This window comes from Mycobacterium sp. (genome assembly GCF_035570115.1).
Lineage (GTDB): Bacteria > Actinomycetota > Actinomycetes > Mycobacteriales > Mycobacteriaceae > Mycobacterium.
This window is the reverse complement of the sequence record NZ_DATMLH010000238.1, coordinates 24,120-48,000: the sequence shown is the minus strand read 5'-3', so window position 1 is coordinate 48,000 and position 23,881 is coordinate 24,120. Positions and strand designations below refer to the sequence as shown.

Below are 23,881 nucleotides of genomic sequence, written 5' to 3'. Positions count from 1 at the left end.
GGCGGGCAGCGGATCCGGGTGAACGTGCGGTGGGGAACCGGTGTGCCGCTGGTGTTGTGCAACGGCATCGGGGCGAGCCTGGAAGTGCTGGACCCATTGGTGGAGCAGCTGGATCCGAATACCACGGTGGTCAGATTCGATGTGCCAGGAACCGGGGGATCGCCCACATCCCTTGCGCCCTACGGGTTCCCGTACCTTGCCTGGGTGCTGGGCCGGGTACTATCCGAGCTGGGAATCAGCGTGGTGGATGTGCTCGGGCTGTCCTGGGGCGGGGCGCTTGCGCAGCAGTTCGCCTTTCAGAACCCGCGCCGATGTCGGCGTCTCATTCTGGTGGCGACGGGCACCGGCGCGCTGATGGTGCCCGCTCATCCACGAGTACTGGCGAAAATGGCTACGCCGCGCAGGTTTTCGGACCCGGACTACGCCGCATCCATTGCCGGCGAACTGTACGGCGGCACTGTCCGCGCTCACGGGGAGGATGTTGCCCGACTGTTTCTTCAGCAGTTGCACGCCGGATCGAAGATGGGTTACCTGCACCAGCTTCTCGCGGGTGCGGTGTGGACCAGCCTGTTCGCGCTGCCTGCGGTGCGGCAGCAGACGTTGATCGTGGCGGGTAGCGATGATCCGATTATCCCGTTGGTCAACGCGCGCATCATGAACGCGTTGCTGCCGCATTCGCGACTGCACCAACACGACGGCGGCCACATCGATCTCGTGCACAACGCCGCCGAGCTCGCACCCGTCATCGAGACGTTCCTGCACGAACTTGAAGAGCAGCCATGAGCGACACCAACATCGATACCTCGGACGTCTACCTAACGAACACCCGGGAACAACCATGACAACGACGCCAAAACCGCTCATCTCGTTTGAGACACGCGGCGCCAAGGATGCCGATCCAGCCACCGCCTCCCTCGTCGAGGACATCGGCGTTGCCCGGGAGACGGACTACTTCCTGATGAAGGATCAGCTGACCGAACAGGAAAAGGCGATTTTTGCCAAGGTCCGCGCGTTTGGCGAGGCCGAGATCCTGCCGATCGTCAATGAGTATTGGGAACGCGGTGAGTTCCCGTTCGAGCTGGTCCCGAAAATTGCCGCGCTGAACATTGTCGGCGACTACAACCTGGGCGACCACGGGTGCACATCGATGAGCGCGGTGGCCGCCGGCATGGTCACGTACGAGTTGTCCCGCATCGACGGGAGCATAGCCACGTTCTTCGCCGTACACCTCGGGTTGGCGATGCAGTCAATCAACATCCTGGGCTCCGAGGAACAGCGGCAGCGCTACCTACCGGCGATGGCGCGCCTGGAAAAGATCGGGGCGTTCGCCCTGACGGAGCCCGAGCACGGTTCGGACGCCGTCATGCTCGAGGCCACCGCCGAGCGGCAAGGCGATGAATGGGTGCTCAACGGCCGCAAGCGCTGGCCGGGCAACGCCGTGTGGTGCGACTACATCGTCGTATACGCCCGCGACACCGCGGACAACCAAGTCAAGGCGTTCGTCGTGGAGAAGGACAACCCCGGATACGCGGCGACCAAGATCGGCGGCAAGATGTCGCTGCGGATGGTACAGAACGCGGACATCATCCTCACCGACTGCCGCGTGTCCGAAGACGCTCGACTGCAGAACTGCAACAGCTTCAAGGATGTGGGCAAGGTGCTCGCCGGCACCCGCAATTCCGTCGCGTGGGGGTCGGCCGGACACGCAGTCGCGGCCTATGACATCGCCCTGAACTACGCGCTGCGGCGAAAGCAGTTCGGCAGGCCGATCGCCAGGAACCAGGTCATCCAGTCGATGCTGGTGGAGATGCTCGGCGATCTCACCGCGATGCAGCTGTACGCCATCCGAATGGCCCGGCTCATCGATGAGGGCAAGGTCGAAGAAACGATGGCCGCGCTCGCCAAGTACTACTGCACAGTCAAGGGCCGAAACGTGTGTCGACTGGCCCGTGACGTATTAGGCGGCAACGGTGTCGTGCTCGACTTCCACGTCATGCGCCACCTGTGCGACATGGAAGCCCTGGTCACCTACGAAGGAACTGCTGAAATCCAGTCCCTCATCGTCGGTCGGCACATCACCGGGCAGAGCGCGTTCGCCTGACCGGGCAACCTCAGGCCAGCGACGGCACACACCCGGTGCAGGCCAGCGGATCGACGGGCCGCCGCTGGATTAACTCGACGGGCGGCGTGGTCAGTGCATCTTCGCGTCAGCACTCTCGTTGACTTATCTGTAAGGGACCGAAAGCGTTCCAGTGCAGCTCGTCTGACGCCCAGACTGTTCAGTTCAGGCGTGGCCGGCGTGCCGGGCGGTTTCGGCGATCATGGCCACGTAGATGAATCGCAGGCTTACGGGGCCGACGATGTGGTGTTCGACGATGGCGTCGAGTGCGAAGGCGGCTGTCAGGTCGTTCGACCGTCGGCATCCTGCAGCGTATTCGGTGATCACCTTGGCGAGGGTTTCATCGTCGGACACGTGGAAGCTGCTGTCTACAAAGGTGCTTCATTTGTGCCAGAGGTTTGCCAGAGGATTCCTCGATAGCGATAGAGTATTCCTCGTGCCGAGATCCAACGCCGCCGACGCACGAGGCCGATTGATGCAGACCGCCCGCCGGCGGTTTGCGGCCGACGGCGCCATCGCGGCCACACTCGACGAGATCCGGCGTGACGCCGATGTCAGCGTCGGAGCGATGTATCACCATTTCCCAGACAAACCAGCGCTAGCCGCTGCCGTGTACGCCCAAGTCATGGGCGAATACCAGGCGGGATTCCTCGCCATGTTGCGCAGGCACGGCACCGCTGAGGGCGGGATCCGCGGCGGCGTCGCGCATCACCTGCGGTGGGTGGTCGACAACCGCAGCGAGGCGGCGTTGCTGCTGGGTGATCGGCCGGACAGCGCGGAGCTAGGTGACCGTAACCGGGAGTTCTTCGCCGCCGTGCGGGACTGGTGGCGTCCACACCACAGCTATGGCGCCCTGCGGCCGATGCAGGGTGGCATCACGGCCGCCCTGTGGTTCGGTCCGGCACAGGAATTCAGCCGGTACTGGATTGCCGGCGACGAACCGAGAATGCCGCGCGGGGTGGCCAAGACCTTTGCCGATGCCGCGTGGAAGGCATTGCGGGCCAATGATATCCAGGAGGACGATTGATGAGTGCAGCAGAATCGCTTTACCGCGGTATGGTCGCCGACGGCGATGACCCCGAGGCGCCACGGCGAATCCGCGTCGAGCATCGCGGTGACCGGGCCGTCGTGACCCTCGACGAACCCGACCGGCTCAACGTACTTTCCGCGCCGCTGGTGCGACAGCTACGACGAGCGCTCGATGCCCTCGTCGCCGATAGCGACATTCGCAGTGTGGTGCTCACCGGTGCCGACCCGGGCTTCAGCGCGGGTGGCGACTTGAAGATGATGCGTGCGGCGACCGAGCAGCTGAGCCAACCCGAGGGTGTGGCCGACGTCTGGCGCTGGATCCGCCGCGAGTTTGGGGGTATCGCCCGGCTGATCGCCGGGTCCGACACAATCTTCGTGGCCGCGCTCAACGGCCCGGCGGCCGGAGTCGGCCTGGCGTGGGCGCTGACCTGCGACCTCGCCATCGCCAGCGAGCGCGCGGTGATCGTGCCCGCGTTCGGCCGTCTGGGCCTGATTCCCGAGGTCGGCACCAGCTGGGCGTTGACCCGCCGGCTCGGCTACCAGGGTGCGCTTGCCTACTACTTGAGCGGGGAACACATCGATGCCCGAACCGCACAACGGTTGGGGCTTGTGCAGCAGGTCGTTGAGCACGACAGTCTGCTCGCTACTGCCGACGATTGGTGCTCACGCGTCGCTGCCATGCCGGCACATGCGGTGGCGATGACCAAGCCGCTGCTGCGGGCCGCGGCCGACGCCGGCTGGAATGACGCGCTCACCATCGAGGAATTCGCCGAACCCACCTGCTTCACCACCGCCGCGTTCGCCGACAGCGTGCGCACCATGCTGGCCGGTCGTTGATTCGATACGACCGAGCCGGACGCACGTATTCGGCGACGCGCCAACCGGATCCACGAATCGCTTCGCTCGTCGACCGGGCGCTACAGGGTATGGGTACGATCGCGAACATCGGCGCCGGGACCGGCTCCTACGAACCGTCGAACACGGTCGTCGCCGTCGAACCCAGCACGGTGATGATCAGGCAACGCAGGGGCGGCGCCGCACCGGTGGTGCGTGCTGTTGCCGAACACTTGCCTATTTGTGCAAACGCCGTTGATGCCGCGCTCGCAGTCCTGACCGTCCACCACTGGTCAGATGTCGACGCCGGCGTCGCCGAGATGATCCGCGTCGCCCGCCGGCGCATCGTTATCCTCACGTGGGACCACACCGTCTTTCGTCAGTTCTGGTTGCTGCGCGAATACCTGCCTGCTGCCGCGGAGATGGACATGCGTCTGGCCGTGCCGATCACCAAACTGCTGTCGCTGCTGGACAATGCATCGGTCCAGACGGTCCCGATTCCTTACGACTGCGCTGACGGATTCGGCGGTGCATACTGGCGTCGCCCACACGCCTATCTCGACGCCGAAGTCCGTGCCGGGATCTCGATGTTCGCATTGATGGCCGAACCTCAGCTGCGAGAAGGATTGTCGCGGCTAGGCTCCGATCTCGCCACGGGCGCGTGGACTGATCGCCACGCCGATCTTCTCGACAAGCCGCAGCTCGATCTCGGATATCGGCTTGTCGTATCGGATCTCGAACTTCCGCTCAAGCCTGAATCTCCGCGGTGACCGCGCCGGTAAGCCGGACCAGATCAGCGGGCGCAACCGCGACGTCCCATCCGCGTCGGCCCGCACTGCAGTACACCCGGTCCCAGGCCAGCGCGCTGGAGTCGACGACGGTGGGCAGCAGCGCGCGCTGCCCAAACGGCGAGACAGCACCGAGCACATAGCCGGTGGCCCGCTGCGCGGCGGCGGGTTCGGCCATGCCGGCTTTGGTCACCCCCAACGCGGCAGCGGCCGCCTTCAGTGACAATTTCGACGACGCCGGCAGTACCGCAACGGCCAACCCCTCCGGCACCGCGATGATCAGCGTCTTATAGATCTGCCCTGCCGCGATGCTGCCATCCGTGGTCAGCGCATGGACCGCCTCGACGCCGAACGAGCGTTCTCGCGAATCGTGATCGAACTTCACCAGCTCGTGCGGCACACCGGCAGCGATCAAAGCCGCAAGCGCCGGTGTCGCAGCGCCGGCCATGTAAGCGGCCCCTAGGGACCCGAGTACCCCGGCGGGTTGACGCCGTCCACCCAGAAGTCGACGCCGAGTTTCCCGCCGGGCACGCAGTCGTACACCGACAAGTCTTTGACACCGGAATCCACCAGCACGTCTTCGCACAGCAGCGTGTTGCCGGTGTACTCACGGGAGGGCTTGTTGAGGATGACGTAGGCCGCGTCGGAGTACACCTCTGGCTTGCGTGCGCGGCCCATCGCCTCGTCGCCGCCGAGCAGGTTCTGCACCGCGGCGGTGGCCACCAGCGTCCGCGGCCACAGCGTGTTGGACGCAATGCCCTCGTCGCGCAGCTCCTCGGCCATGCCCAGCGCGCACAGGGTCATGCCGAACTTGGCCATCATGTAAGCCGTCGGCTTCAACCACTCTTTTCCGAGCAGCACCGGCGGCGACAGCGTCAGGATGTGCGGGTTCTCACGGCCCTTCAGATGCGGGATGCACGCCTGAGACACCGCATACGTGCCGCGCACCTGGATGCCGTTCATCAGGTCGAACCGCTTCATCGGCACCTCGGTGATGGAGCCTAGGTTGATCGCCGACGCGTTGTTCACGCAGATGTCGATGCCGCCGAATTGCTCGACGGTCTTGGCTACTGCGGCCTCGACCGAATCGGGGTCGCGGACGTCCCCGACGATCGGCAGCGCCTGGCCGCCGGCCTCTTCGAGCTCTTTCGCGGCGGTGAAGACCGTACCCGGCAGCTTGGGGTGCGGTTCGGCGGTCTTGGCGATCAGGGCGACGTTGGCGCCGTCCTGAGCGGCTCGCTTGGCGATGGCCAAGCCGATTCCGCGGCTGGCGCCCGAGATGAACATGGTCTTGGCTTTCAAGGACATGAGCGTCACAGTAACGCTGCTCACAACCGGCCTGAATCGGCGGCCCGGATTGCGTCGCCGGCGTCGGTGGAAATGGATCGGAAATAGTGAGGCGATTGTTGCTGTTGAGAGGTGCGAAGCAGACACTGTCGGTCGCAGCCTTTAGATTGGGGAAGGGAGTCGGATGTCAACGGCGACGAGCCTTATTGGCGAAGAGCGGTTGGCCGGGTGCCAGACGGGTCCGGTGCTGATGGACCTGTTCACCGGCATCGCGACAGAAGGGACTGCGTTACTCAACATGGCCGACATCGATGGCGCTACCGAGTCGGAGATCGCGGACGCCTCACACGTCTCAGCCGTCTCGGAAGTCTCGGACACCGCTGCGCGTAGCCGCCGGGACGAGAGCGACGCGCAGCTGACCGCGCGCTTCGAGCGCGACGCGATTCCGCTGCTGGATCAGCTATACGGCGGCGCGCTGCGGATGACCCGGAATCCTGCCGATGCCGAGGATTTGCTTCAGGAAACCATGGTCAAGGCCTACGCCGGATTTCGGTCGTTCAAAGAGGGCACCAATCTCAAGGCGTGGCTCTACCGCATCCTGACCAATACTTACATCAACAGCTACCGCAAGAAGCAGCGCCAGCCGGCGCAGTATCCGACCGACCAGATCACCGACTGGCAGTTGGCGGCCACCGCCGAGCACTCTTCAACCGGCCTGCGCTCTGCCGAGGTCGAGGCGCTTGAGGCGCTGCCGGACACCGAAATAAAAGAGGCACTGCAGGCATTGCCCGAAGAATTTCGGATGGCGGTGTATTACGCGGACGTGGAGGGTTTCCCGTACAAGGAGATCGCCGAAATCATGGATACACCGATCGGCACGGTGATGTCGCGACTGCACCGCGGCAGGCGCCAACTCCGTGAGTTGCTGACGGATGTGGCCAAGGACCGGGGTTTCATCCGGGGCGATCAGGCGCCCGAGGAGGTGTCGTCATGACCGAGTTTTCGCCCGCCTCTAGCCCGGGCGACCCCGCGACGGGTGCCGACGCGCGCATGAAGGCCGAGTGTGCCGAAGTGATCGCCGAGGTATGGACATTGCTGGACGGCGAATGCACCCCGGAGAATCGGGACAAACTACGCAAGCACCTCGAAGAATGCCCGCCATGCCTGCAGTTCTATGGCCTGGAGGAGCGAATCAAGGTACTGATCGCGAGCAAGTGCCGCGGCGAGAAAGCCCCGGAGGCGCTGCGTGAGCGGCTACGGCTAGAGATCAGCCGGACCACGATCATCCGACGGTAGCCGCCCCGCCTGACTACGCGTTGGGGCGCCTACCGTGGTTGGCCTTGCTGTACTTGCGGTCACGCTTCTTGCGGCCTCGCTTGGCCATAACTGATCCTCCTGGCAGATGTATCTGCAGGTCAGTCTTTCATGCGTCGGGTGTTGCGTAGCCCGGGGGGCTACGCAATCGACCCCGTGCCCGCTGGCATGACCCCGGCAGGCTGCACCGGCAACGGCTGCCCGGGCATCGCCGTTGTCTGTCCGGGAATCCCCGCTGTCTGACCAGGCACCGGCGGCGTCTGCCCAGGTAGCGCCGGTGTCTGGCCTGGGAATCCGCCGGGCGTCTGGCCGGGAAGCCCACCGGGCGTCTGGCCTGCGAATCCGCCAGGCGTCTGTCCCGGAAGGCCGCCCGGGTAGCCAGGGTTCTGGCCTGGGAATCCGCCGGGGTTCTGGCCTGGAAGTCCGCCGGGATAGCCAGGATTCTGGCCTGGGAATCCGCCGGGGGGTTGTCCGGGGAGGCCGCCGGGGTAGCCGCCTGGGAGACCACCGGGCATTCCGCCTGGCATTCCGCCAGGGAGGCCACCGGGCATTCCTCCGAGGCCGCCGGGCATGCCACCGGGCATTCCGCCGAGGCCGCCGGGGAGGCCGCCGGGCATTCCGCCGAGGCCGCCGGGCGTGAGGGCACTGCTGGCCGGCATCAACAGGTCCCCGCTGCCGGGGATGACGTTATTCATCAAACCGCTCAGTGAGCCGAAGAGCGAATTGGCGATGCTCACGGCACTGCCGGCTCCGCCCAGGCCTGGAACGGGCAGTGGGTCGTCGGCAAGGAATGGTTGCTGGGGAGTGGCCGCGGCGACCCCTGCGCCAAGCCCGATGGTGGCGATCGCTGCCAGCGCAACCCCGATGCCGGCTTTCACTCGGGTAAATGGGCGTCGATTGGTCGTATTAGCAAACGTATTCTCGGACAACGGAATTCCCCTCAGATTCGGCTGAGGCACTAAATGTGCATCAGGCACTCCAATCACTCTGGAAACTCTGCTGCTCAAATGTCACATTAACAACACGACACGATCACAGGACGAACTCTATAGGTTCGCTTAGTAATCTTGGAGTTTGCTTACTGATATCTCCGCGATATCAGCCGGCCCCCTTCTCCCGCGCGCAGCAGCGGCCGACCTGCACTGTCGGCGCCGACACGACCCGACGGTAGGACTCACTCCCTCGCGTCCAGGTGAACTGGTTGTGGTTCGATGGAACGGCAGCACTGCGAAAACACCGGCTGGTTGACGAACGGGGTGATGATGGCCGAGGACGTCCGCGCAGAGATCGTGGCCAGCGTGCTCGAAGTCGTCGTCCACGAGGGCGACCAGATCGGCGAGGGTGACACGTTGGTGCTGCTGGAATCGATGAAGATGGAGATCCCGGTCCTGGCCGAGGTTGCCGGCACGGTAAGCAAGGTCAGTGTTTCGGTGGGAGACGTCATCCAGGCCGGCGACCTTATCGCCGTGATCAGCTAGCCATTTGCTCGCCTCTACGTCTTGGCGGGAGTAGCCGATGTCCACTCTCGGTGACCTTCTTGCCGAACACACCATGCTGCCGGGGAGTGCCGTCGACCACTTGCATGCGGTGGTCGGCGAGTGGCAGCTGCTCGCAGACCTCTCGTTCGCTGATTACCTGATGTGGGTCCGCCGCGATGACGGTTCGCTGGTATGCGTCGCACAGTGCCGACCGAACACCGCCCCGACGGTTCTACTGCGGGACGCAGTCGGTACCGTCGTCGCTGCCGACGAGATGCCGCTCATTGCCGCCGCGTTTGAGTCCGGCACTATCGGTCTGGAAAGCGATGCAGGCCAACAGTATTCGTGGCAGCAAACTGGACTGAACATCGAAGCAGTGCCGGTGCGGCACGCCGACAGGGTGGTCGCGGTGCTGACACATCAGAAGGCGGTCGGGGACACTCATAAATCCAGCCCATTGGAGACTGCCTACATCGACTGCGCCGCGGACCTCGTCACCATGCTCTCCGAGGGCACCTTTCCCAACGTGGGAGACCTGGCGATGTCGCGCTCCAGCCCGCGAGCCGGTGACGGCTTCATCCGACTCGACGTCAACGGAGTCGTCTCCTATGCCAGTCCGAACGCGCTGTCGGCCTACCATCGGATGGGCTTGACCTCGGAGTTGGAGGGCCACAACCTGATCGCGGTCACGCGTCCGTTGATCTCTGATCCCTTCGAGGCCCGTGAACTCGCCGAGCACGTGCTCAACTCCCTGGCCGGGGGTGCCAGCATGCGTATCGAGGTCGACGCCGGTGGTGCCACCGTCCTGCTGCGGACGCTGCCGCTGATGGTCCACGGCTCGGCAGCTGGCGCTGCGGTGCTGGTTCGTGATGTCACCGAGGTCAAGCGCCGAGACCGCGCGCTGATTTCCAAGGACGCCACGATCCGGGAGATCCATCACCGGGTGAAGAACAACCTTCAGACCGTCGCAGCGCTACTGCGCCTGCAGGCCCGCCGGACGACCAACTCCGAGGGTCGCGAGGCGCTCATCGAGTCGGTACGCCGGGTGTCGTCGATCGCGTTGGTCCACGACGCCCTGTCGATGTCGGTGGATGAGGAGGTCAACCTCGACGAGGTGATCGACCGGATCCTGCCGATCATGAACGACGTCGCGACGGTGGACACGCCGATCCGGATAGACCGGACCGGCGTGCTCGGCGTCCTGGACTCCGATCGTGCGACCGCGCTGATCATGGTGATCACCGAGCTCGTCCAAAACGCCATCGAGCACGCGTTTGACCCGGCAGCACGCGAACCCGCGGCCGGCGTGACCATTCGTGCCGAGCGTTCGGCACGTTGGCTCGACGTGGTGGTCCACGACAACGGTCGCGGGCTACCCGAGGGGTTCAGCGTTGAGCAATCTGACCGGCTAGGTCTGCAGATCGTGCGGACACTGGTGTCCGCGGAACTGGACGGCTCGCTGCTCATGCAGGACGCCCCCGAAGGCGGAACCGACGTGGTGTTGCGCGTCCCGATCGGTCGTCGCGTCCGCGCCGCGCAGTAGGGCCGCACACAACGGTGCGGCCCCGACAGTTCGTCGGGGCCGCACCGTTTACGCGACTTAAACCCGGGTCAGACCCCGCTTCGGGCCTTCGTCCGGGCGTTGCGACGCTTCAGTGCACGTCGCTCGTCTTCGCTCATTCCGCCCCATACCCCGGAGTCCTGACCGGTGTTGAGCGCCCAAGACAGGCACTCGGTGGTCACCGGACAGCGGTTACAGACCAGTTTCGCGTCAGCGATCTGCGCGAGCGCCGGTCCGCTATTCCCGACGGGGAAGAACAGCTCCGGGTCCTCATCGCGACACACCGCGTTGTGGCGCCAATCCATTAGTCGTTACTCCTCACTGTGTGCGCAGCAGGGCGCACGAGTATTTTTCTTCGGCTGTTAACGCAGGCACAAGAAATGTTTCCGTACCGTTGCAAGTGTTCACTCGATCGTTTCACAGGCTCAACAGATGTCAAGGGAGCTAGTTGGTCCGTGGGCAATCTCACTATGGCGATCTGTTACCAAATCCCTTAATCGTTTGTACTACACTTCGACCCTTCTGACCAGCCTTTTTGTGTCAGTCCGGGGCTTATCGCAGGTCAGAGCCTTAAGTTGGCCTTATGTTGCGGGGTGGGGCGACGACGTCCAGCGCGTCCGGAACCGCGCGGAACGTCATCTGCTCCCGCACGCCGAGGTAGTCGCCGTCGAACTGGCTGGCCATCGGGGGGTCGGCGCAGGTGACCCGCACGCAGGCGGCATCGTCGTCCCGGACGACCTGGCTGCCTTCGAGCCTCGGCTGCTTGGAGAACATCTGCCCGACCAGTCGCAGGCTCGGCACCACCTTCAAACGGGTGACGCCGAACACTCCCAGGCCTGACTCGAAGGTGGTTCCGGGATTGGTGTACATCGGCCGGTCGTTGGCGAAGGTCCACGGGCTGGAGTTGGACACGAAGACGAAGTAGACCCCCGAGATCGGCTCCCGTCCGGGCAAATGCACGGTCAGCCTCGGTTCACGACGGGAGTAGGCGACCGTAGCGCGCACCGCCGCGCGGATATAGCGCGCTGGCGTGACCTTGACGCCTTTGTCCCGTTTGGCCTCCACGGCGGCGACTGCTTCGGCGTCGACGCCCATGCCGGCGTTGAACACCGCCCACTGCTCACCGCAGTCGATCAGCCCGATCCGGCGCCACGCCTTTTGCGGTCCGTATCTGTCCAGCAGCCAGATCAGCTGGTTGGTGGCGTCAACCGGCCCTGGTGGGATTCCCAGTGACCGCGCCGTCACGTTCGCCGAGCCGCCCGGGACTATCGCCAGCGCCGGGACATGGCCGTTAGGCAACTCACCGGGAGGGCCGAGCAGGCCGTTGACCACATTGCTGACGGTGCCGTCGCCGCCGTGCACGACGACCAAATCCACCCCGTCCTTCACGGCGGCCTGCGCGATTTCGCCGGCGTGGCCGCGGTGCGTGGTGTGCTCGACTGTCAGCTCGAGGCGGCTCTTGAGAGCGTGTGCCAGCAAGTCGCGCCCCGCTGTGGTCGTCGACGTCGCGGTGGGGTTGACGACCAGCACAGCGCGCATGATGCCAAAGCCTACGGGAGCGGCGCGGCCCGGTGATTACGCTGGCGCTGTGAGTATCCGCCGCAAGCAGGTGGGCCCGCCTGCTCCGGCCCCGGTCCGAGGAGCCGGACTGATCGTGGCTCTGCAGGGCGCGGTCGGGTTGGTGACGGGCGTGGTTCTGCTATTGCGGGCGCTCGGCGGTGCAGATCAGCGGGTGGTCAACGGTTTCGGCACCGCAGCGTGGTTCGCTCTGGTCGGTGGGGCTGTTCTCGCCGCCGGGTGCGCGTTGCTGGTCGGCAGGCGCTGGGGTCGCGGGCTGGCGGTGTTCTCCGAGCTGTTACTGCTGCCGGTCGCCTGGTACCTGGCCGTGGGTTCTCATCGGGTGCTGGTCGGGGTCCCGGTGGGCATCATCGCGCTCACCGTGTTGGCGTTGCTGTTCAGTCCGGCCGCCGTGCGCTGGGTCGCCGGCGGGTCATAAGCGCCCGGCCAGCTCCGACAATTTCGGGCCGGACAGCCGATAGGTAGTCCACTCGCTCTGCGGCAGAGCGCCGACGGCCTCATAGAGGGCAATCGCATCGGTGTTCCAGTTCAGCACCGACCACGACAGCCTGGTGTGACCGTTGTCCACGCACTCCCTTGCCAGTGCCGTCAACAGCCCGCGGGCCAGGCCAAGCCGGCGAAATCGTGGACGCACGTACAGGTCCTCCAGATACACGCCCTCGACGCCGTCCCAGGTCGAGAAGCTGAGGAACCACAGGGCCATCGCGGCGACTTCGCCATCTACCTCGGCGACATGTCCGCGTAGCGTGCATGGATTGTCGAAAAGTGCTGTACTGATTTGCTTTTCGGCCACTGTGCATTGATCGGGCGCTCGTTCGAAGCGGGCCAGCTCGTGGATCATCGCGGTAATGGCGGCGACATCGGCAGGTGCGGCTCGGCGGATGTGCGGGGTCACGGATCAACTCCCAGCGCCGACAAAATAGTGACGAATTTCGTTGTGGTCTCGGCGACTTCGTCGTCAGGATCGGACTCGGCGACGATACCGCCACCGGCGTGGGCGAGCGCAGTACGGCGGTCAGCTGCGAGCTGCGCGCAGCGGATGGACACCACCCAGCGTCCGTCACCGCGCGCGTCGCACCAGCCGACGGCGCCGGCGTAGAAGCCGCGGTCGCCCTCCAGCGTGCTGATCAGTTCGGCGGCGGGGCCGGCGGGCACCCCCCCGACCGCGGGCGTGGGGTGTAGCGCCAACATCAAATCCATTGCCGTCCTTGATGTGTCGCGCAGTCGCCCACTGATCGGTGTGCTGAGATGCCAGAGCGCCGTGGTGCGGCTCAACTCTGGCGTTGGCGCGATCGTCAATTCGCTGCACAAGGGGCGCAAGGCGTCGACCATGGTGTCGATCACCAATTGGTGTTCGTGGCGATCCTTGGCGGAAGCGGCCAGTGCGGCGCCGGCAGCAGCGTCGAGCTCGGGGTCGGCGGCACGCGGCGCAGAACCGGCGAAGGGACGACACGTGACCCGGTCGCCGTCGCGTGCCACCAGCAGCTCCGGGCTGGCGCCGACCAAGGCCATGCCGGAATACTGGCCGCCGGCCGCTGACAGATCGACCAGATAGCCATTGGCGGCGGGGTCCTGTTCGACCAGCCGGCGCAGGATGACCCTGCCGTCCAGTGGAGCATCGGCGGCCAGCCGCAAGGCACGGGCCAGCACCACCTTCTGCAGGGTGCTGCCCGCAGCGGTCAGCCGCTCGCAGGCGCGTCGTACTCGGGCGCGGTGCTCCTCGGGCGCCGGAAACGCCCCGGTGACGTGCACGGCCGGCAGCGGGCCGGTCGGCCAATCGGGCAGTCCGTCAGTGCGTCGCACCGAATGTGGCACCATCAACGCTGCGGGACCGTGGACGTCAAAAGCTAACGCGCCCACAACTATTGGCGCTGACGCCGAACGCAGCGCCGTTTGCGCGGCGGTCACGTCGCTGTAGCAGTCCCGTACGCCGTCAGCGACGAGGGCGCCCGTCGGCCCGCACAGCACGAACCGTGGCTCAGCCGTCATTCGGATGCGGGTAGCCCAGCGCACTCAGCTGGCGGATGCCGTGTTCGAAGCCGCAGATCGCCATGGACGCGGGGCCCATCCCGAAGCGGCTGCCCTCAATCAGCGGTAGCTCGACCCAGCGGGTAATCACGGCGCGGGAAAAGTGACCGTGACCCACGAACACCACATCGCGCGATCCCATCTCCTTGAGCGCCAGCGCGACAGCCCGGTCGGCGCGGTCGCTGACCTGCGCGACGGATTCGCCATCCGGGCAGCCGTGTGTCCAGATCGACCAATCGGGCACTGTCTTGTGAATTTCGGCGGTCGTCACGCCCTCATAGGAGCCGTAATCCCATTCGGCGAGCAGCGACGATTTTTCCTCGACTGTCAGGCCGGCGAGCTCCGCGGTCAACACCGCACGCCGGAGCGGGCTGCTGATCACCTTGGGGTTGACGAGGTGCAGGTCGGCAACCGCCGGAGCGGCGGCCGCGGCCTGCGCGCGGCCGTGGTCGGTGAGGTCGAGATCGGTGTGCCCGGTGTGCTGGCCGGACTTGGACCACTCGGTCTCCCCATGGCGTAGCAACACCAGCCGATGGCTCTCGACTCCCATGCCGATCGATTCTGCCTGACACACATAGCCATCCGCGCGCGGGCACCAAGGGTTTGGTGCCAGGATAGGCATTGATCACCCGCCTGCAACAGGGAGGAGCGGCGCTACATGACGACTCGGGTGCTGGCAGTGGCCAACCAGAAGGGCGGGGTGGCCAAAACGACGACGGTGGCATCGCTGGGTGCGGCGATGGTGGATGCGGGACGGCGGGTGCTGCTCGTCGATCTGGACCCGCAGGGCTGTCTGACTTTCTCGCTCGGCCAAGACCCGGACAAATTGGCGGTGTCGATCCATGAGGTGTTGCTCGGTGATGTGGAGCCGGACGTCGCCCTGGTCGACACCGCGGAGGGGATGACGCTGCTGCCGGCCAATATCGACCTGGCCGGCGCCGAAGCCATGCTGCTGATGCGGGCCGGCCGCGAGTACGCGCTGAGACGCGCGCTGGACAAACTCGGTGACCGCTTCGACGTGGTCATCATCGACTGTCCACCGTCGCTGGGCGTGCTTACGCTCAACGGGCTGACGGCCGCCGGCGAGGTCATCGTGCCGTTGCAATGCGAAACGTTGGCGCATCGCGGCGTCGGCCAGTTCCTTCGCACGGTCGCCGACGTCCAGCAGATCACCAACCCTGCCCTGCGGTTATTGGGCGCGCTGCCGACGCTGTATGACCCGCGGACTACCCACACCCGCGACGTGCTGCTCGATGTCGCCGACCGCTACGACCTGCCGGTGCTGGCGCCACCCATTCCGCGCACGGTGCGTTTCGCCGAAGCCAGCGCGTCCGGCTCGTCGGTGATGGCCGCGCGCAAGAACAAAGGCGCGTCCGCCTACCGAGAGTTGGCAGAGACACTGCTCAAACACTGGAAGTCGGGCAAAGCCCTGCCGACGTTCGCCCTCGACGCCTGACGTCGTACGGCTTAGCGGCTTAGCGGCTTAGCCCGACTTCTCCTCGGGCCGTTCCGGCCCGCATCGTCGTCGGGCGCGGCTTAGCCCAGCGCGACGAGGGTGTTGCCGCGCTGCTCGAGCACCTGCGAACCCGAAACGGCGGGGATCACCGGGGCGTTGCCCGGCGGCCGGGTCACCGGCAGATAGCCTTCGCCGTCGCCGGTGATCGGATCACAAACGGCGATGCCACCCGTGACGGGGACGAGCAACTTGCCCGCCATCGTCGCCGCGGGCCCAACCGGAACCGAAGGCCCAGCGGCCCCAATGGAAAAGCGGTAGGTCAGCGTTGCCCCGTCGAAGACCATCACCTTGTCGCCGGTCCACCACGTCACCAGGTTGCCGGGCCGCGACACCACGCTCGACGTCGACGGCGGCTTGGGCAGCAGCGTGCTGGCCACAGTCACCCCGGAGTCGTCGACCACATCGACTCTGGGCTGCGGCGCTGGCAGGTAGATGAGGGTCTTGGTCTCGGCCACCGTCAGCACCCGGGCGCCGGAACCCACGCCGATCCCCGGCTCGGGCACGTCGCGCAGCTCCGGCTCGTCTTCTTCCTTGCTGGGGCGCAGCAGGGTGAGCCGCAGATCCGCCTGGCTGCCGCACGCACCGAGCACAGATACCGCGGACGAGCTGGCCGCCGCCGAAACCAAGCGGCATCCGGTGTGCAGTCCCTTCGAGGAGGGCTTCACGCGGGCGTCGATCTCGCCGTAGGAGAGCATCCGGACCATGTCAGAGCGCCACAGTTCCAGCCTGGTGTCGCCGGCGGACAACACCGTGATGCCGTCGGAGGACAGGTGGACATGATCGTCGGCGTAGCTGGTTCGGGCGGCTCCGCGGCTCCCAGTGGATCCGTCGATCGTGCTGACCTGACCGCAGCCCCGGTCGTCGCGGTAGACCGCGACCGCATAGCGGTAGACCCCGACAACCCCGCACAGATCGCTGCCGCGCGAGTAGCTCCACCGCACTTTGCCGGTGACCGGATCACGCCCCTGGACCGCACGCCCGTCGGCGGTGACGACGGTTCCGGCGACCGCGGCAGGCTGGTCGGTCGGCGCGTTGGGGGCGGTCCAGAGCTGCTTGAGCGAGGCCGGCACCTCGCGGGCCGACCTCGGGCTGGGCGGGAACCCCGCCGCGGGCCGGCTGATCGTTGCTCGGGCATCGCTGGTCCACCAGATCAACGCCGCCGCCACGGCGACCACAGCCGCGATCGCTGCCGCGGCCAATAGATCGGCCTTTGTGCGGCGCTCCGGTTTGACCATCAGGCGGCCGGCGACACCGGTTCAGTTGGCATTCGCGGCCACGCCCGCTGACTTACGCGGGCGCCGACGGCGACGGCGTCCGCTGTGTGCGCCATCGCCCGAGTCCGCGGTCGCACTGCCCGCTGATGGGGTAGTCGACGTCGCAGCCTCCGCATCGCCGTTGGTGGCGGCGGCCGCGACGGGGTGGCCTGTCGCCGTTTTGCCTCCGCGGGTGCGCTGCCGCTGCCGGCTGCTCTTGCGCTGCCGCGGCCCGGATCGGTCGCCGTCACGCTCACCCGAGGCGGCGCGTTTGGCCTGCGATTTACGCGGCGTCCCGACGGTGCCGCGGGCCTCGGTGGGGATGTCCATTTCGTCGTACAGGTGCGGCGAACTGGAGTAGGTCTCGGACGGATCCGGGCAGCCGAGGCCGAGCGCCTTATCGATCATCGTCCAGCGGGCGAGCTCGTCCCAGTCCACCAGGGTGACCGCGACACCGGTCTTGCCGGCGCGGCCGGTGCGGCCGATGCGGTGCACGTAAGCCTGTTCGTCCTCAGGGATCTGGTAATTGATGACGTGCGTGACGTCGTCGACATCGATCCCGCGCGCGGCCACGTCGGTGGCGACCAGGACATCGATACCGCCGCTACGGAATGCTTTGAGTGCCTTCTCGCGGGCTATCTGCCCCAGGTCGCCGTGCACGGCGCCCACTGCGAAACCGCGTTCGGCCAACTCGTCGGCGACCTTCTGGGCGGTGCGCTTGGTGCGGGTGAAGACCATGGTCGCGCCGCGTCCACGGGCCTGCAGGATTCGGCTGACCAGCTCGACCTTGTCCAGCGCGTGGGCGCGGTAGACGAACTGCTTGGTCAGGTCGTGGACCGCGGAGGAGTGCGGCGCCTCAGCCCGGATGTGGGTGGGCTGGTTCATGAACGTGCGGGCCAGCGTGATGATCGGGTCCGGCATCGTCGCCGAGAACAGCATCGACTGCCGCTCGTCGGGGATTTGGCGCAAGATGCGTTCGATGTCGGGCAGGAAGCCCAGGTCGAGCATTTCGTCGGCCTCGTCCAGGATCAGCACCGACAGCCCGCCCAGCTGCAGATGCCCCTGCTGGGCCAGATCAAGCAACCGGCCGGGGGTACCGACCACCACGTCGGCGCCGGCGCGCAGCGCCTCGATTTGCGGCTCGTAGGGCCGGCCGCCGTAGATAGAGACCACCGACAGCCGTCGGTCGTCGTCGGTGGTCAGGTACTTGGCGGCGGTGGCCAGGTCGCCAGACACCTGCAGGCACAGTTCGCGGGTGGGCACGACGATCAGCGCCCGCGGAATGCCGTTGAGCGGGCGTTGCGCTCCGGAGGTGGTGATCCGCTGCAGCAGCGGGACCCCGAATGCGAAGGTCTTGCCCATTCCAGTGCGGGCCTGGCCGATCAGGTCGTCCCCGGCTAGTGCGAGCGGCAGTGTGAGCTCTTGGATAGCAAAGGGATGCTTGATGCCTTCCTCGGTCAGTGCCTGCACTATTTCATCGCGGACGCCGAGTTCGGCAAAGGTGGTTTCGGACGTGGTTCTGCTGGGTGTGATTAATGGGGTCATGCGTGAAACGCGATGCCTTTCGGTGTTGTATTCGGTTAGTCAGTCGTTGCGGTCACGCGCGCACCAGTTGACTGTCGAATACGTTGCCGATTCGCGGGCCCTGCGCTTACTAGGCGGGCCAACTGCATGCACGCACATTTCGCCGGTAGCGGCAGTAAGGATCTAACGCCAATACCTACGTGCATCATAGCTGGTGGACCGCCGCGACCGCGGATCGCGGTCCGGTCGGGCATTTCGCGGCGATCGCCAGCGCGGTGAAGCAGGGCGCAGCGGGTCGCCACCGACGCATAGAGTGTTGCCATGACCTCGCTCTCGGGCGCCGACGAGCTGTCCGATCCGCCCCGGTCACGGGTGCCGGCGGACCATCCCGGCGTCAACGAATTGTTCGCGGTGCTGGCTTACGGCGAGGTCGCGGCCTTCTACCGGCTCACCGAAGAGGCGAAGATGGCGCCAGATCTGCGGGGCCGGATTTCGATGGCCAGCATGGCGGCGGCCGAGATGGGGCACTACGAACTGCTCCGCGACGCGCTGGAGAGCCGCGGTGTCGACGTGGTGCCGACGATTTCGAGGTACGCCTCCGCGCTCGACGGCTACCACCGGCTGACCACGCCGAGCACCTGGCTGGAGGCGCTGGTCAAGGCCTATGTCGGCGATGCGCTGGCCGCCGATTTCTATCTGCAGATCGCCGACGAGTTGCCCGATGAAGTTGCCGACGTGGTGCGCGCGACGATGTCGCAGACCGGGCACTCCCAGTTCGTCGTCGCCGAGGTGCGCGCCGCAGTGACAAAGAGCGGCAGACAGCGCAGCCGGCTGGCGTTGTGGTCGCGTCGGCTGCTCGGCGAAGCGATTACCCAGGCCCAGTACGTGCTGGCCGAACACGATGAGCTGGTCGACCTGGTGGCGTCCAGGACGGGGGGCCTGACACAGCTAGCGGGGTTCTTCGACCGGCTGCAGCGCACACACGACGACCGGATGCGCGATCTGGGCCTGGCCTAGCCGATGACGACGCGCCGCGGAGCAATCGGCTCTAGCGGGTGCAGGTCGCGATCATCGTGTTGGTGGTCGACATCGCGACCGGCTGACCCGCGCCGTCGGTGATCGAGCAGTTGAGACGACCGGTCAGGCTTGTCGCCACGATGGACCTGATGCCCACCCCCGGGTTCATGACCACGGTTCGCGACCAGGGCAGTGACACGTTGACGTCCGTCTGGGGCGCACCCTGGGCGTCGGTGTAGATGACGCTCACCAGGTCGAAGAGTTGCTTGGTACCGGTCACCCGATAGACGAAGGTCCGGGCAGCGACGTCCGGTGGTACCGAAGGGGCAGCCACCGGCGGCGGGACCACCGTCGGCGCATCGGTGGGACCTGCAGTAGGGGTTGGGCTGGGCTTTCTGGGAGGCGGTGTCACGGTGGTGACGGTCTCGCGGGGTAGCGACGGCACCGGGGGAGTGCTGAGCCGCGGTGACGTCACGCTGCGCGACGGCGGCACCACCGTCGCCGAGGTCGAGGCGCTGTCGCCGCCGTTGACGATCACCACCGTGGCGATCACCGCCAGGACGAAGACGATGCCGGCGATCACCGCGACTGGCCGCCACCGTTCGTCGATGGGCGCAACCGAGTCAGCGTCGTCGGCGTAGATGTCGTCGACGTCGTCATCTGGGTAGTCCTGGATATCCCGATCCAGGTAATCCATGGTGCTGATGGTGCAAATGTTATTGATGTGGGGATTCTCGTTGGCCGCGGCGCGCGGGCGTGTCAGGTCACGATTTGCCAACGGCGCCCGGGTCTTACCCGCATACGGAATCCTTGGTGCCGACCGGGTTTCGGCACCGGGCAGCGGCCTGGTTGCCCCACTCGCCCCCTCGCCGCTGCGCGGCTGGGAGGTACCCGCACCGCTGGCCCCTACATGGCCCGCATCGTCGCCGGGCGGGCGGGAAAGTTGTCCGGCTCCTTCTCGGGCCGCTGGCCCGCATCGTCGCCGCACGCACTAGCCTGCTTGCTGGAGAACGATTTCCGACGACTACCAGGGAAACAATGGGAAGGGGCCGACGTGGAGGTCAAGATCGGTATCACGGACAGCCCGCGTGAGTTGGTCTTCAGCAGTGCGCAAACGCCCACGGAGGTCGAAGCATTGGTCACCGCCGCACTGGGCAAGGAATCCGACGTGCTGGGCCTGACCGACGACAAGGGCCGCCGCTTCCTGGTCCACGCCGACAAGATCGCTTACGTCGAAATCGGCGTCGCGGACGTGCGTCGGGTCGGTTTCGGAATCGGCAGCAGCGCTGCTAGGAACGGGTAAGCGGCACGTGTGACAGCCCGCCCCAGGCGAACTGCACGGTGCCGTCTATGGCATCTTCCTTGGTAATTGGCCGATCGGTGTCCAACCAATACCGGGCGCAGTCGACGCTAAGTGCGACCAGGGCCACGGCGATCATCCGGGCCCGATGCGGGTCCAACCCGGAGTCGGCGCTGATCAGATCGAAGACCGCGTCGATGCACGATTCGGTGGCCACCCGCACCTGCGCGGCGACCTGGGGTTCGGTGACATAGTCGTTATCGAAGATCAACCGGTAGCCCTGGCCGTCGTGCTCGATGAAATCGAAGAACGCCTGGACCGCCGAGCGCAACCGCAGCCGGTTGTCGGTGGTAGTGCGCAGCGCCTGCCGCACGCCGGACACCAGGTTCTCGACGTGTCGCTGCAGGACCGCCAGATACAGCTCCAGCTTGCTGGAAAAGTGCTGGTAAAGAACGGGCTTGCTGACTCCGGCCCGCTCGGCGATCTCGTCCATGCCGGCGGCGTGGTAGCCGCGGTCCACGAAAATCTCGCTTGCTGCGATGAGGAGTTGGCCGCGACGCTCGTCCCGAGGCAGCCGGTTGCCGCGCCGAGCGGGTGTGCGACTGCTACCGCCTAGCTTGACCGGACCCCTGTCGGCGGCGTTGGCGAGATCGCTCATCAAGTCCTCAATCTGATTGTTGTACCGCCGGTGCAGCGGTGCGGGGCCTGATCGCAACGACACTACTACCGTCTCGCTTTTGGGATCGCCATCCACGCCCCGAATGTCGGCAGAACCACCTTGCACCGTTACCTGCGGGCGCGCCGAGAGTCGCAGCTAGCGACGGTTGTGCCATCCTGGGCAAGTGAGCTACGACCCGGATCGGCGCGGGGGCAACCGGGTACCGGTGCTCCGCGACGACTGGCGGGAACCGCTGCGTGCGCAGCGGGATCCTCTCGCATGGGGTTCGGGACGGGTCCGGTCCAATCGGGACAGCAGCCGCTGGCGCAAACAGAGCTGGCTAGGGCGCTTTGTGTCCACCTACGGCTGGCGCGCCTACGCGCTGCCGGCACTGGTCGCGGTCACAGGGGTGGTGGTCTACCAGACCGTGACGGGGACCAGCGTGCCCGCACCGGCCTCGGGAGAGCCCATCCAGGGCCCCCCGAAAATCGGCGCGGTGGGCACGTCGATCATCGACGCACCGCCCCGGGGTCTGACTCAGTTCGACGCCAACCTGCCCACCGGGATGCTGCCCAACGGTGGCCCATTCACCGAAGCCGGCGACAAAACCTGGCGCATCGTCCCGGGTGGTACGCCTCAGATCGGCCAGGGCACCGTCAAAGTCTTCAAGTACACCGTCGAAGTCGAAAACGGCATCGATCCCACCGCGTTCGGCGGTGACGAAGCCTTCGCCGGGATGGTCGACCAGACGCTGGCCAACCCCAAGAGCTGGACACACAACCCGCAGTTCGCTTTTGTCAGGATCGACGGGGCCGACAAGAGCAAGCCCGATATCCGAGTCTCGCTGAGCTCTCCGATGACGGTGCGAGACGGCTGCGGCTACGAATTCCCGCTGGAGACGTCCTGCTATAACCCGTCCTACGGTGCCGAGGTGCAACCCCGCGTCTTCATCAACGAGGCACGCTGGGTGCGCGGCGCGGTGTCTTTTCAGGGCGATGTCGGTTCGTACCGTCAATACGTGATCAACCACGAGGTCGGTCACGCCATCGGGTATCTGCGCCACGAGCCTTGCGATAAGCAGGGCGGTCTGGCGCCGATCATGATGCAGCAGACCTTTTCGACCTCCAATGACGACGCCGCGAAGTTCGACCCGGAATGGGTCAAACCCGACGGCAAGACCTGCCGATTCAACCCCTGGCCTTACCCGATCGCCTAGCTGGCGGCCGGGCCCGGGAAGCTCTGGCAGCTGTTTGCCGTTGTTGCCCGCAGCTGCTGTGATGGATGTGGCTGACGCGCGCAATGCCAACTTCAGTGACGAATCGAGGCGATATCGGTGTCTGGGCCAGACACGTCGTTGCCACCGCTTGTTGAGCCGGCTGCCGAGCTGACTCGGGATGAGGTCGCGCGCTATAGCCGGCATCTGATCATTCCCGACCTGGGTGTCGACGGCCAGAAGCGGCTCAAAAACGCGCGAGTGCTGGTGATAGGCGCCGGGGGGCTTGGCGCACCGACGCTGCTTTATCTGGCCGCGGCGGGGGTGGGGACGATCGGCATCGTCGACGACGACGTCGTCGACGAGTCCAACCTGCAACGCCAGATCATCCACGGGGTGTCCGATATCGGCCGAGCCAAAGCGCAGTCGGCGCGCGACTCCATCGCCGAGGTCAACCCGCTGGTAAACGTCCGCCTGCACGAGGTGCGACTGGAACCGGACAATGCCGTCGACCTGTTCGAGCAATACGACCTGATCCTCGACGGCACCGACAACTTCGCCACCCGGTATCTGGTCAACGACGCCGCTGTGCTGGCGCGCAAGCCCTACGTCTGGGGGTCGATCTACCGGTTCGAAGGCCAGGTCTCGGTGTTCTGGGAGGACGCGCCTGACGGTCGCGGCCTCAACTACCGTGACCTGTACCCGGAGGCGCCCCCGCCGGGCATGGTGCCGTCCTGCGCCGAAGGCGGGGTGCTGGGCGTTCTGTGTGCGTCGATTGCGTCCGTGATGGGCACCGAGGCGATCAAGCTGATCACCGGCATCGGCGAGCCGCTGCTTGGCCGGCTGATGGTCTACGACGCGCTGGAGATGAGCTATCGCACCATCACGATCCGCAAGGACCCGTCCACGCCCAAGATCACCGAACTGATCGACTACGAGGAATTCTGCGGGGTGGTGTCCGAGGACGCCGCCGAGGCTGCGGCCGGCTCCGCGATCACGCCGCGCGAGCTGCGGGAGTTGTTGGACTCCGGCAAAAAGGTGGCGCTGATCGACGTGCGCGAGCCGGTGGAGTGGGACATCAATCACATCGACGGCGCACAGCTGATTCCGAAGTCGTCGATCAACTCCGGTGAAGGCTTGGCCAAGCTACCGCAGGACCGGATACCGGTGCTGTATTGCAAGACGGGTGTGCGCTCGGCAGAGGCCTTGGCCGCGGTGAAGAAAGCCGGGTTTGCCGACGCGGTGCACCTGCAGGGCGGGATCGTGGCGTGGGCCAAACAGATGCAGCCCGACATGGTGATGTACTGAGTCGGTGATGACGCTGGCTGTGCGGGCGGCGCGGAGCTGGTCCCGCCGGAGTGGGCGTCCGAATTTGGGCGGATCC

At 65.9% G+C, this 23,881-nt stretch carries 27 protein-coding genes and 2 pseudogenes; 15 read left to right on the top strand and 14 right to left on the bottom strand.

Annotated elements, in window-relative coordinates; all coding sequences use genetic code 11:
* Nucleotides 1-783 (top strand): poly(3-hydroxyalkanoate) depolymerase (phaZ, locus tag VNW74_RS21310; RefSeq protein WP_325680451.1); only part of this gene is annotated, 783 nt, incomplete at its 5' end.
* 55 nt (nucleotides 784-838) lie between these two features.
* Nucleotides 839-2,101, top strand: coding sequence for an acyl-CoA dehydrogenase family protein (locus VNW74_RS21305; protein ID WP_325680448.1), 1,263 nt, complete (start codon nucleotides 839-841; stop codon nucleotides 2,099-2,101).
* 183 nt (nucleotides 2,102-2,284) lie between these two features.
* Here the strand turns inward: VNW74_RS21305 and VNW74_RS21300 are convergent.
* Nucleotides 2,285-2,476, bottom strand: a pseudogene (locus VNW74_RS21300) (DUF664 domain-containing protein); the annotation flags it as partial.
* 118 nt (nucleotides 2,477-2,594) lie between these two features.
* On the opposite strand from VNW74_RS21300, the gene VNW74_RS21295 reads away from it, so the two are divergent.
* From VNW74_RS21295 to VNW74_RS21285, 3 genes are all read left to right on the top strand, one after another.
* On the top strand, nucleotides 2,595-3,146 hold the full coding sequence (locus tag VNW74_RS21295; RefSeq protein ID WP_414686741.1) for a TetR/AcrR family transcriptional regulator: 552 nt from the start codon (nucleotides 2,595-2,597) through the stop codon (nucleotides 3,144-3,146).
* The gene (locus VNW74_RS21290) at nucleotides 3,146-3,985 is read left to right on the top strand and encodes an enoyl-CoA hydratase/isomerase family protein (protein WP_325680444.1); all 840 of its coding nucleotides are present in this window, start codon (nucleotides 3,146-3,148) and stop codon (nucleotides 3,983-3,985) included. Before VNW74_RS21295 ends, VNW74_RS21290 begins: the two co-directional genes overlap by 1 nt.
* Before the next feature lie 89 nt (nucleotides 3,986-4,074).
* A complete protein-coding gene (locus VNW74_RS21285; RefSeq protein ID WP_325680442.1) occupies nucleotides 4,075-4,752 on the top strand; it encodes a class I SAM-dependent methyltransferase in 678 nt (225 codons plus the stop codon).
* On the opposite strand, the gene VNW74_RS21280 is transcribed toward VNW74_RS21285, so the two are convergent.
* Together VNW74_RS21280 and VNW74_RS21275 are read right to left on the bottom strand one after the other, a co-directional pair.
* Nucleotides 4,730-5,218 carry a YbaK/EbsC family protein gene (locus tag VNW74_RS21280; RefSeq protein WP_325680441.1) on the bottom strand — a complete coding sequence of 163 codons (489 nt, stop codon included), beginning with the start codon at nucleotides 5,216-5,218 and terminating at the stop codon, nucleotides 4,730-4,732. The genes VNW74_RS21285 and VNW74_RS21280 overlap by 23 nt on opposite strands.
* Nucleotides 5,219-5,229: 11 nt before the next feature.
* Nucleotides 5,230-6,078, bottom strand: a complete 849-nt coding sequence (locus VNW74_RS21275) for an NAD(P)-dependent oxidoreductase (protein WP_325680439.1) — start codon at nucleotides 6,076-6,078, stop codon at nucleotides 5,230-5,232.
* Between the two features lie 277 nt (nucleotides 6,079-6,355).
* On the opposite strand from VNW74_RS21275, the gene VNW74_RS21270 reads away from it, so the two are divergent.
* Nucleotides 6,356-7,051, top strand: coding sequence for a sigma-70 family RNA polymerase sigma factor (locus VNW74_RS21270; protein WP_414686740.1), 696 nt, complete (start codon nucleotides 6,356-6,358; stop codon nucleotides 7,049-7,051).
* 56 nt (nucleotides 7,052-7,107) lie between these two features.
* Nucleotides 7,108-7,353 (top strand): mycothiol system anti-sigma-R factor, encoded by a 246-nt coding sequence (rsrA, locus tag VNW74_RS21265; protein WP_325680459.1) that lies wholly within the window; start codon nucleotides 7,108-7,110, stop codon nucleotides 7,351-7,353.
* A gap of 13 nt (nucleotides 7,354-7,366) precedes the next feature.
* Here the strand turns inward: rsrA and VNW74_RS31935 are convergent, their stop codons facing one another.
* Nucleotides 7,367-7,441, bottom strand: a complete 75-nt coding sequence (locus VNW74_RS31935) for a 50S ribosomal protein bL37 (protein WP_414686739.1) — start codon at nucleotides 7,439-7,441, stop codon at nucleotides 7,367-7,369.
* A 70-nt stretch (nucleotides 7,442-7,511) separates the two neighbouring features.
* Complete coding sequence (locus tag VNW74_RS21260) at nucleotides 7,512-8,249, bottom strand: hypothetical protein (RefSeq protein WP_325680435.1); 738 nt, start codon at nucleotides 8,247-8,249, stop codon at nucleotides 7,512-7,514.
* 384 nt (nucleotides 8,250-8,633) lie between these two features.
* Between VNW74_RS21260 and VNW74_RS21255 the strand changes: the two genes are divergently transcribed.
* Nucleotides 8,634-8,849: a biotin/lipoyl-binding carrier protein gene (locus tag VNW74_RS21255; protein ID WP_006245864.1), complete on the top strand. Its 216-nt coding sequence runs from the start codon at nucleotides 8,634-8,636 to the stop codon at nucleotides 8,847-8,849.
* Between the two features lie 37 nt (nucleotides 8,850-8,886).
* Nucleotides 8,887-10,392 (top strand): sensor histidine kinase, encoded by a 1,506-nt coding sequence (locus tag VNW74_RS21250; protein WP_325680433.1) that lies wholly within the window; start codon nucleotides 8,887-8,889, stop codon nucleotides 10,390-10,392.
* Nucleotides 10,393-10,460: 68 nt separating this feature from the next.
* On the opposite strand, the gene whiB1 is transcribed toward VNW74_RS21250, so the two are convergent.
* Entirely contained in the window at nucleotides 10,461-10,715 is a 255-nt protein-coding gene (gene whiB1 / locus VNW74_RS21245; RefSeq protein ID WP_324855696.1) for a transcriptional regulator WhiB1, read from the bottom strand.
* Between the two features lie 265 nt (nucleotides 10,716-10,980).
* Nucleotides 10,981-11,949: a diacylglycerol/lipid kinase family protein gene (locus tag VNW74_RS21240; RefSeq protein WP_325680431.1), complete on the bottom strand. Its 969-nt coding sequence runs from the start codon at nucleotides 11,947-11,949 to the stop codon at nucleotides 10,981-10,983.
* Between the two features lie 70 nt (nucleotides 11,950-12,019).
* Between VNW74_RS21240 and VNW74_RS21235 the strand changes: the two are divergent.
* Nucleotides 12,020-12,449, top strand: a pseudogene (locus VNW74_RS21235) (hypothetical protein).
* On the opposite strand, the gene VNW74_RS21230 reads toward VNW74_RS21235, so the two are convergent.
* From VNW74_RS21230 to VNW74_RS21220, 3 genes are read right to left on the bottom strand one after another with little or no spacing between them, the layout of a single operon-like run.
* A complete protein-coding gene (locus tag VNW74_RS21230) occupies nucleotides 12,401-12,883 on the bottom strand; it encodes a GNAT family N-acetyltransferase (RefSeq protein WP_325680429.1) in 483 nt (160 codons plus the stop codon). The pseudogene VNW74_RS21235 and the gene VNW74_RS21230 sit on opposite strands and share 49 nt — an antisense overlap.
* The gene (locus VNW74_RS21225) at nucleotides 12,880-13,977 is read right to left on the bottom strand and encodes an isochorismate synthase (protein ID WP_325680427.1); all 1,098 of its coding nucleotides are present in this window, start codon (nucleotides 13,975-13,977) and stop codon (nucleotides 12,880-12,882) included. Before VNW74_RS21225 ends, VNW74_RS21230 begins: the two co-directional genes overlap by 4 nt.
* Entirely contained in the window at nucleotides 13,967-14,566 is a 600-nt protein-coding gene (locus VNW74_RS21220) for an acid phosphatase (protein ID WP_325680425.1), read from the bottom strand. The genes VNW74_RS21225 and VNW74_RS21220 overlap by 11 nt, the downstream gene beginning before the upstream one ends.
* A 108-nt stretch (nucleotides 14,567-14,674) precedes the next feature.
* On the opposite strand from VNW74_RS21220, the gene VNW74_RS21215 reads away from it, so the two are divergent.
* Complete coding sequence (locus tag VNW74_RS21215; RefSeq protein ID WP_325680423.1) at nucleotides 14,675-15,472, top strand: ParA family protein; 798 nt, start codon at nucleotides 14,675-14,677, stop codon at nucleotides 15,470-15,472.
* Nucleotides 15,473-15,552: 80 nt separating this feature from the next.
* Here the strand turns inward: VNW74_RS21215 and VNW74_RS21210 are convergent, their stop codons facing one another.
* Nucleotides 15,553-16,767, bottom strand: coding sequence for a hypothetical protein (locus tag VNW74_RS21210; RefSeq protein WP_325680421.1), 1,215 nt, complete (start codon nucleotides 16,765-16,767; stop codon nucleotides 15,553-15,555).
* 21 nt (nucleotides 16,768-16,788) lie between these two features.
* Complete coding sequence (locus VNW74_RS21205) at nucleotides 16,789-18,330, bottom strand: DEAD/DEAH box helicase (RefSeq protein ID WP_414686738.1); 1,542 nt, start codon at nucleotides 18,328-18,330, stop codon at nucleotides 16,789-16,791.
* A gap of 300 nt (nucleotides 18,331-18,630) precedes the next feature.
* On the opposite strand from VNW74_RS21205, the gene VNW74_RS21200 reads away from it, so the two are divergent.
* The gene (locus VNW74_RS21200; protein ID WP_325680419.1) at nucleotides 18,631-19,326 is read left to right on the top strand and encodes a ferritin-like fold-containing protein; all 696 of its coding nucleotides are present in this window, start codon (nucleotides 18,631-18,633) and stop codon (nucleotides 19,324-19,326) included.
* Nucleotides 19,327-19,357: 31 nt separating this feature from the next.
* Here VNW74_RS21200 and VNW74_RS21195 read toward each other — a convergent pair whose 3' ends face one another.
* Entirely contained in the window at nucleotides 19,358-20,023 is a 666-nt protein-coding gene (locus tag VNW74_RS21195) for an MmpS family transport accessory protein (protein ID WP_325680417.1), read from the bottom strand.
* 357 nt (nucleotides 20,024-20,380) lie between these two features.
* On the opposite strand from VNW74_RS21195, the gene VNW74_RS21190 reads away from it, so the two are divergent.
* Nucleotides 20,381-20,629: a DUF3107 domain-containing protein gene (locus VNW74_RS21190; protein WP_325680415.1), complete on the top strand. Its 249-nt coding sequence runs from the start codon at nucleotides 20,381-20,383 to the stop codon at nucleotides 20,627-20,629.
* On the opposite strand, the gene VNW74_RS21185 is transcribed toward VNW74_RS21190, so the two are convergent.
* On the bottom strand, nucleotides 20,616-21,284 hold the full coding sequence (locus VNW74_RS21185; RefSeq protein WP_325680413.1) for a TetR/AcrR family transcriptional regulator: 669 nt from the start codon (nucleotides 21,282-21,284) through the stop codon (nucleotides 20,616-20,618). The genes VNW74_RS21190 and VNW74_RS21185 overlap by 14 nt on opposite strands.
* Nucleotides 21,285-21,468: 184 nt before the next feature.
* Here VNW74_RS21185 and VNW74_RS21180 point away from each other — a divergent pair, with 184 nt between their 5' ends.
* Both VNW74_RS21180 and moeZ read left to right on the top strand, forming a co-directional pair.
* The gene (locus VNW74_RS21180) at nucleotides 21,469-22,500 is read left to right on the top strand and encodes a DUF3152 domain-containing protein (RefSeq protein ID WP_325680411.1); all 1,032 of its coding nucleotides are present in this window, start codon (nucleotides 21,469-21,471) and stop codon (nucleotides 22,498-22,500) included.
* 117 nt (nucleotides 22,501-22,617) lie between these two features.
* Nucleotides 22,618-23,805, top strand: coding sequence for an adenylyltransferase/sulfurtransferase MoeZ (moeZ, locus tag VNW74_RS21175; protein WP_325680409.1), 1,188 nt, complete (start codon nucleotides 22,618-22,620; stop codon nucleotides 23,803-23,805).
* Nucleotides 23,806-23,881: the final 76 nt, after the last annotated feature.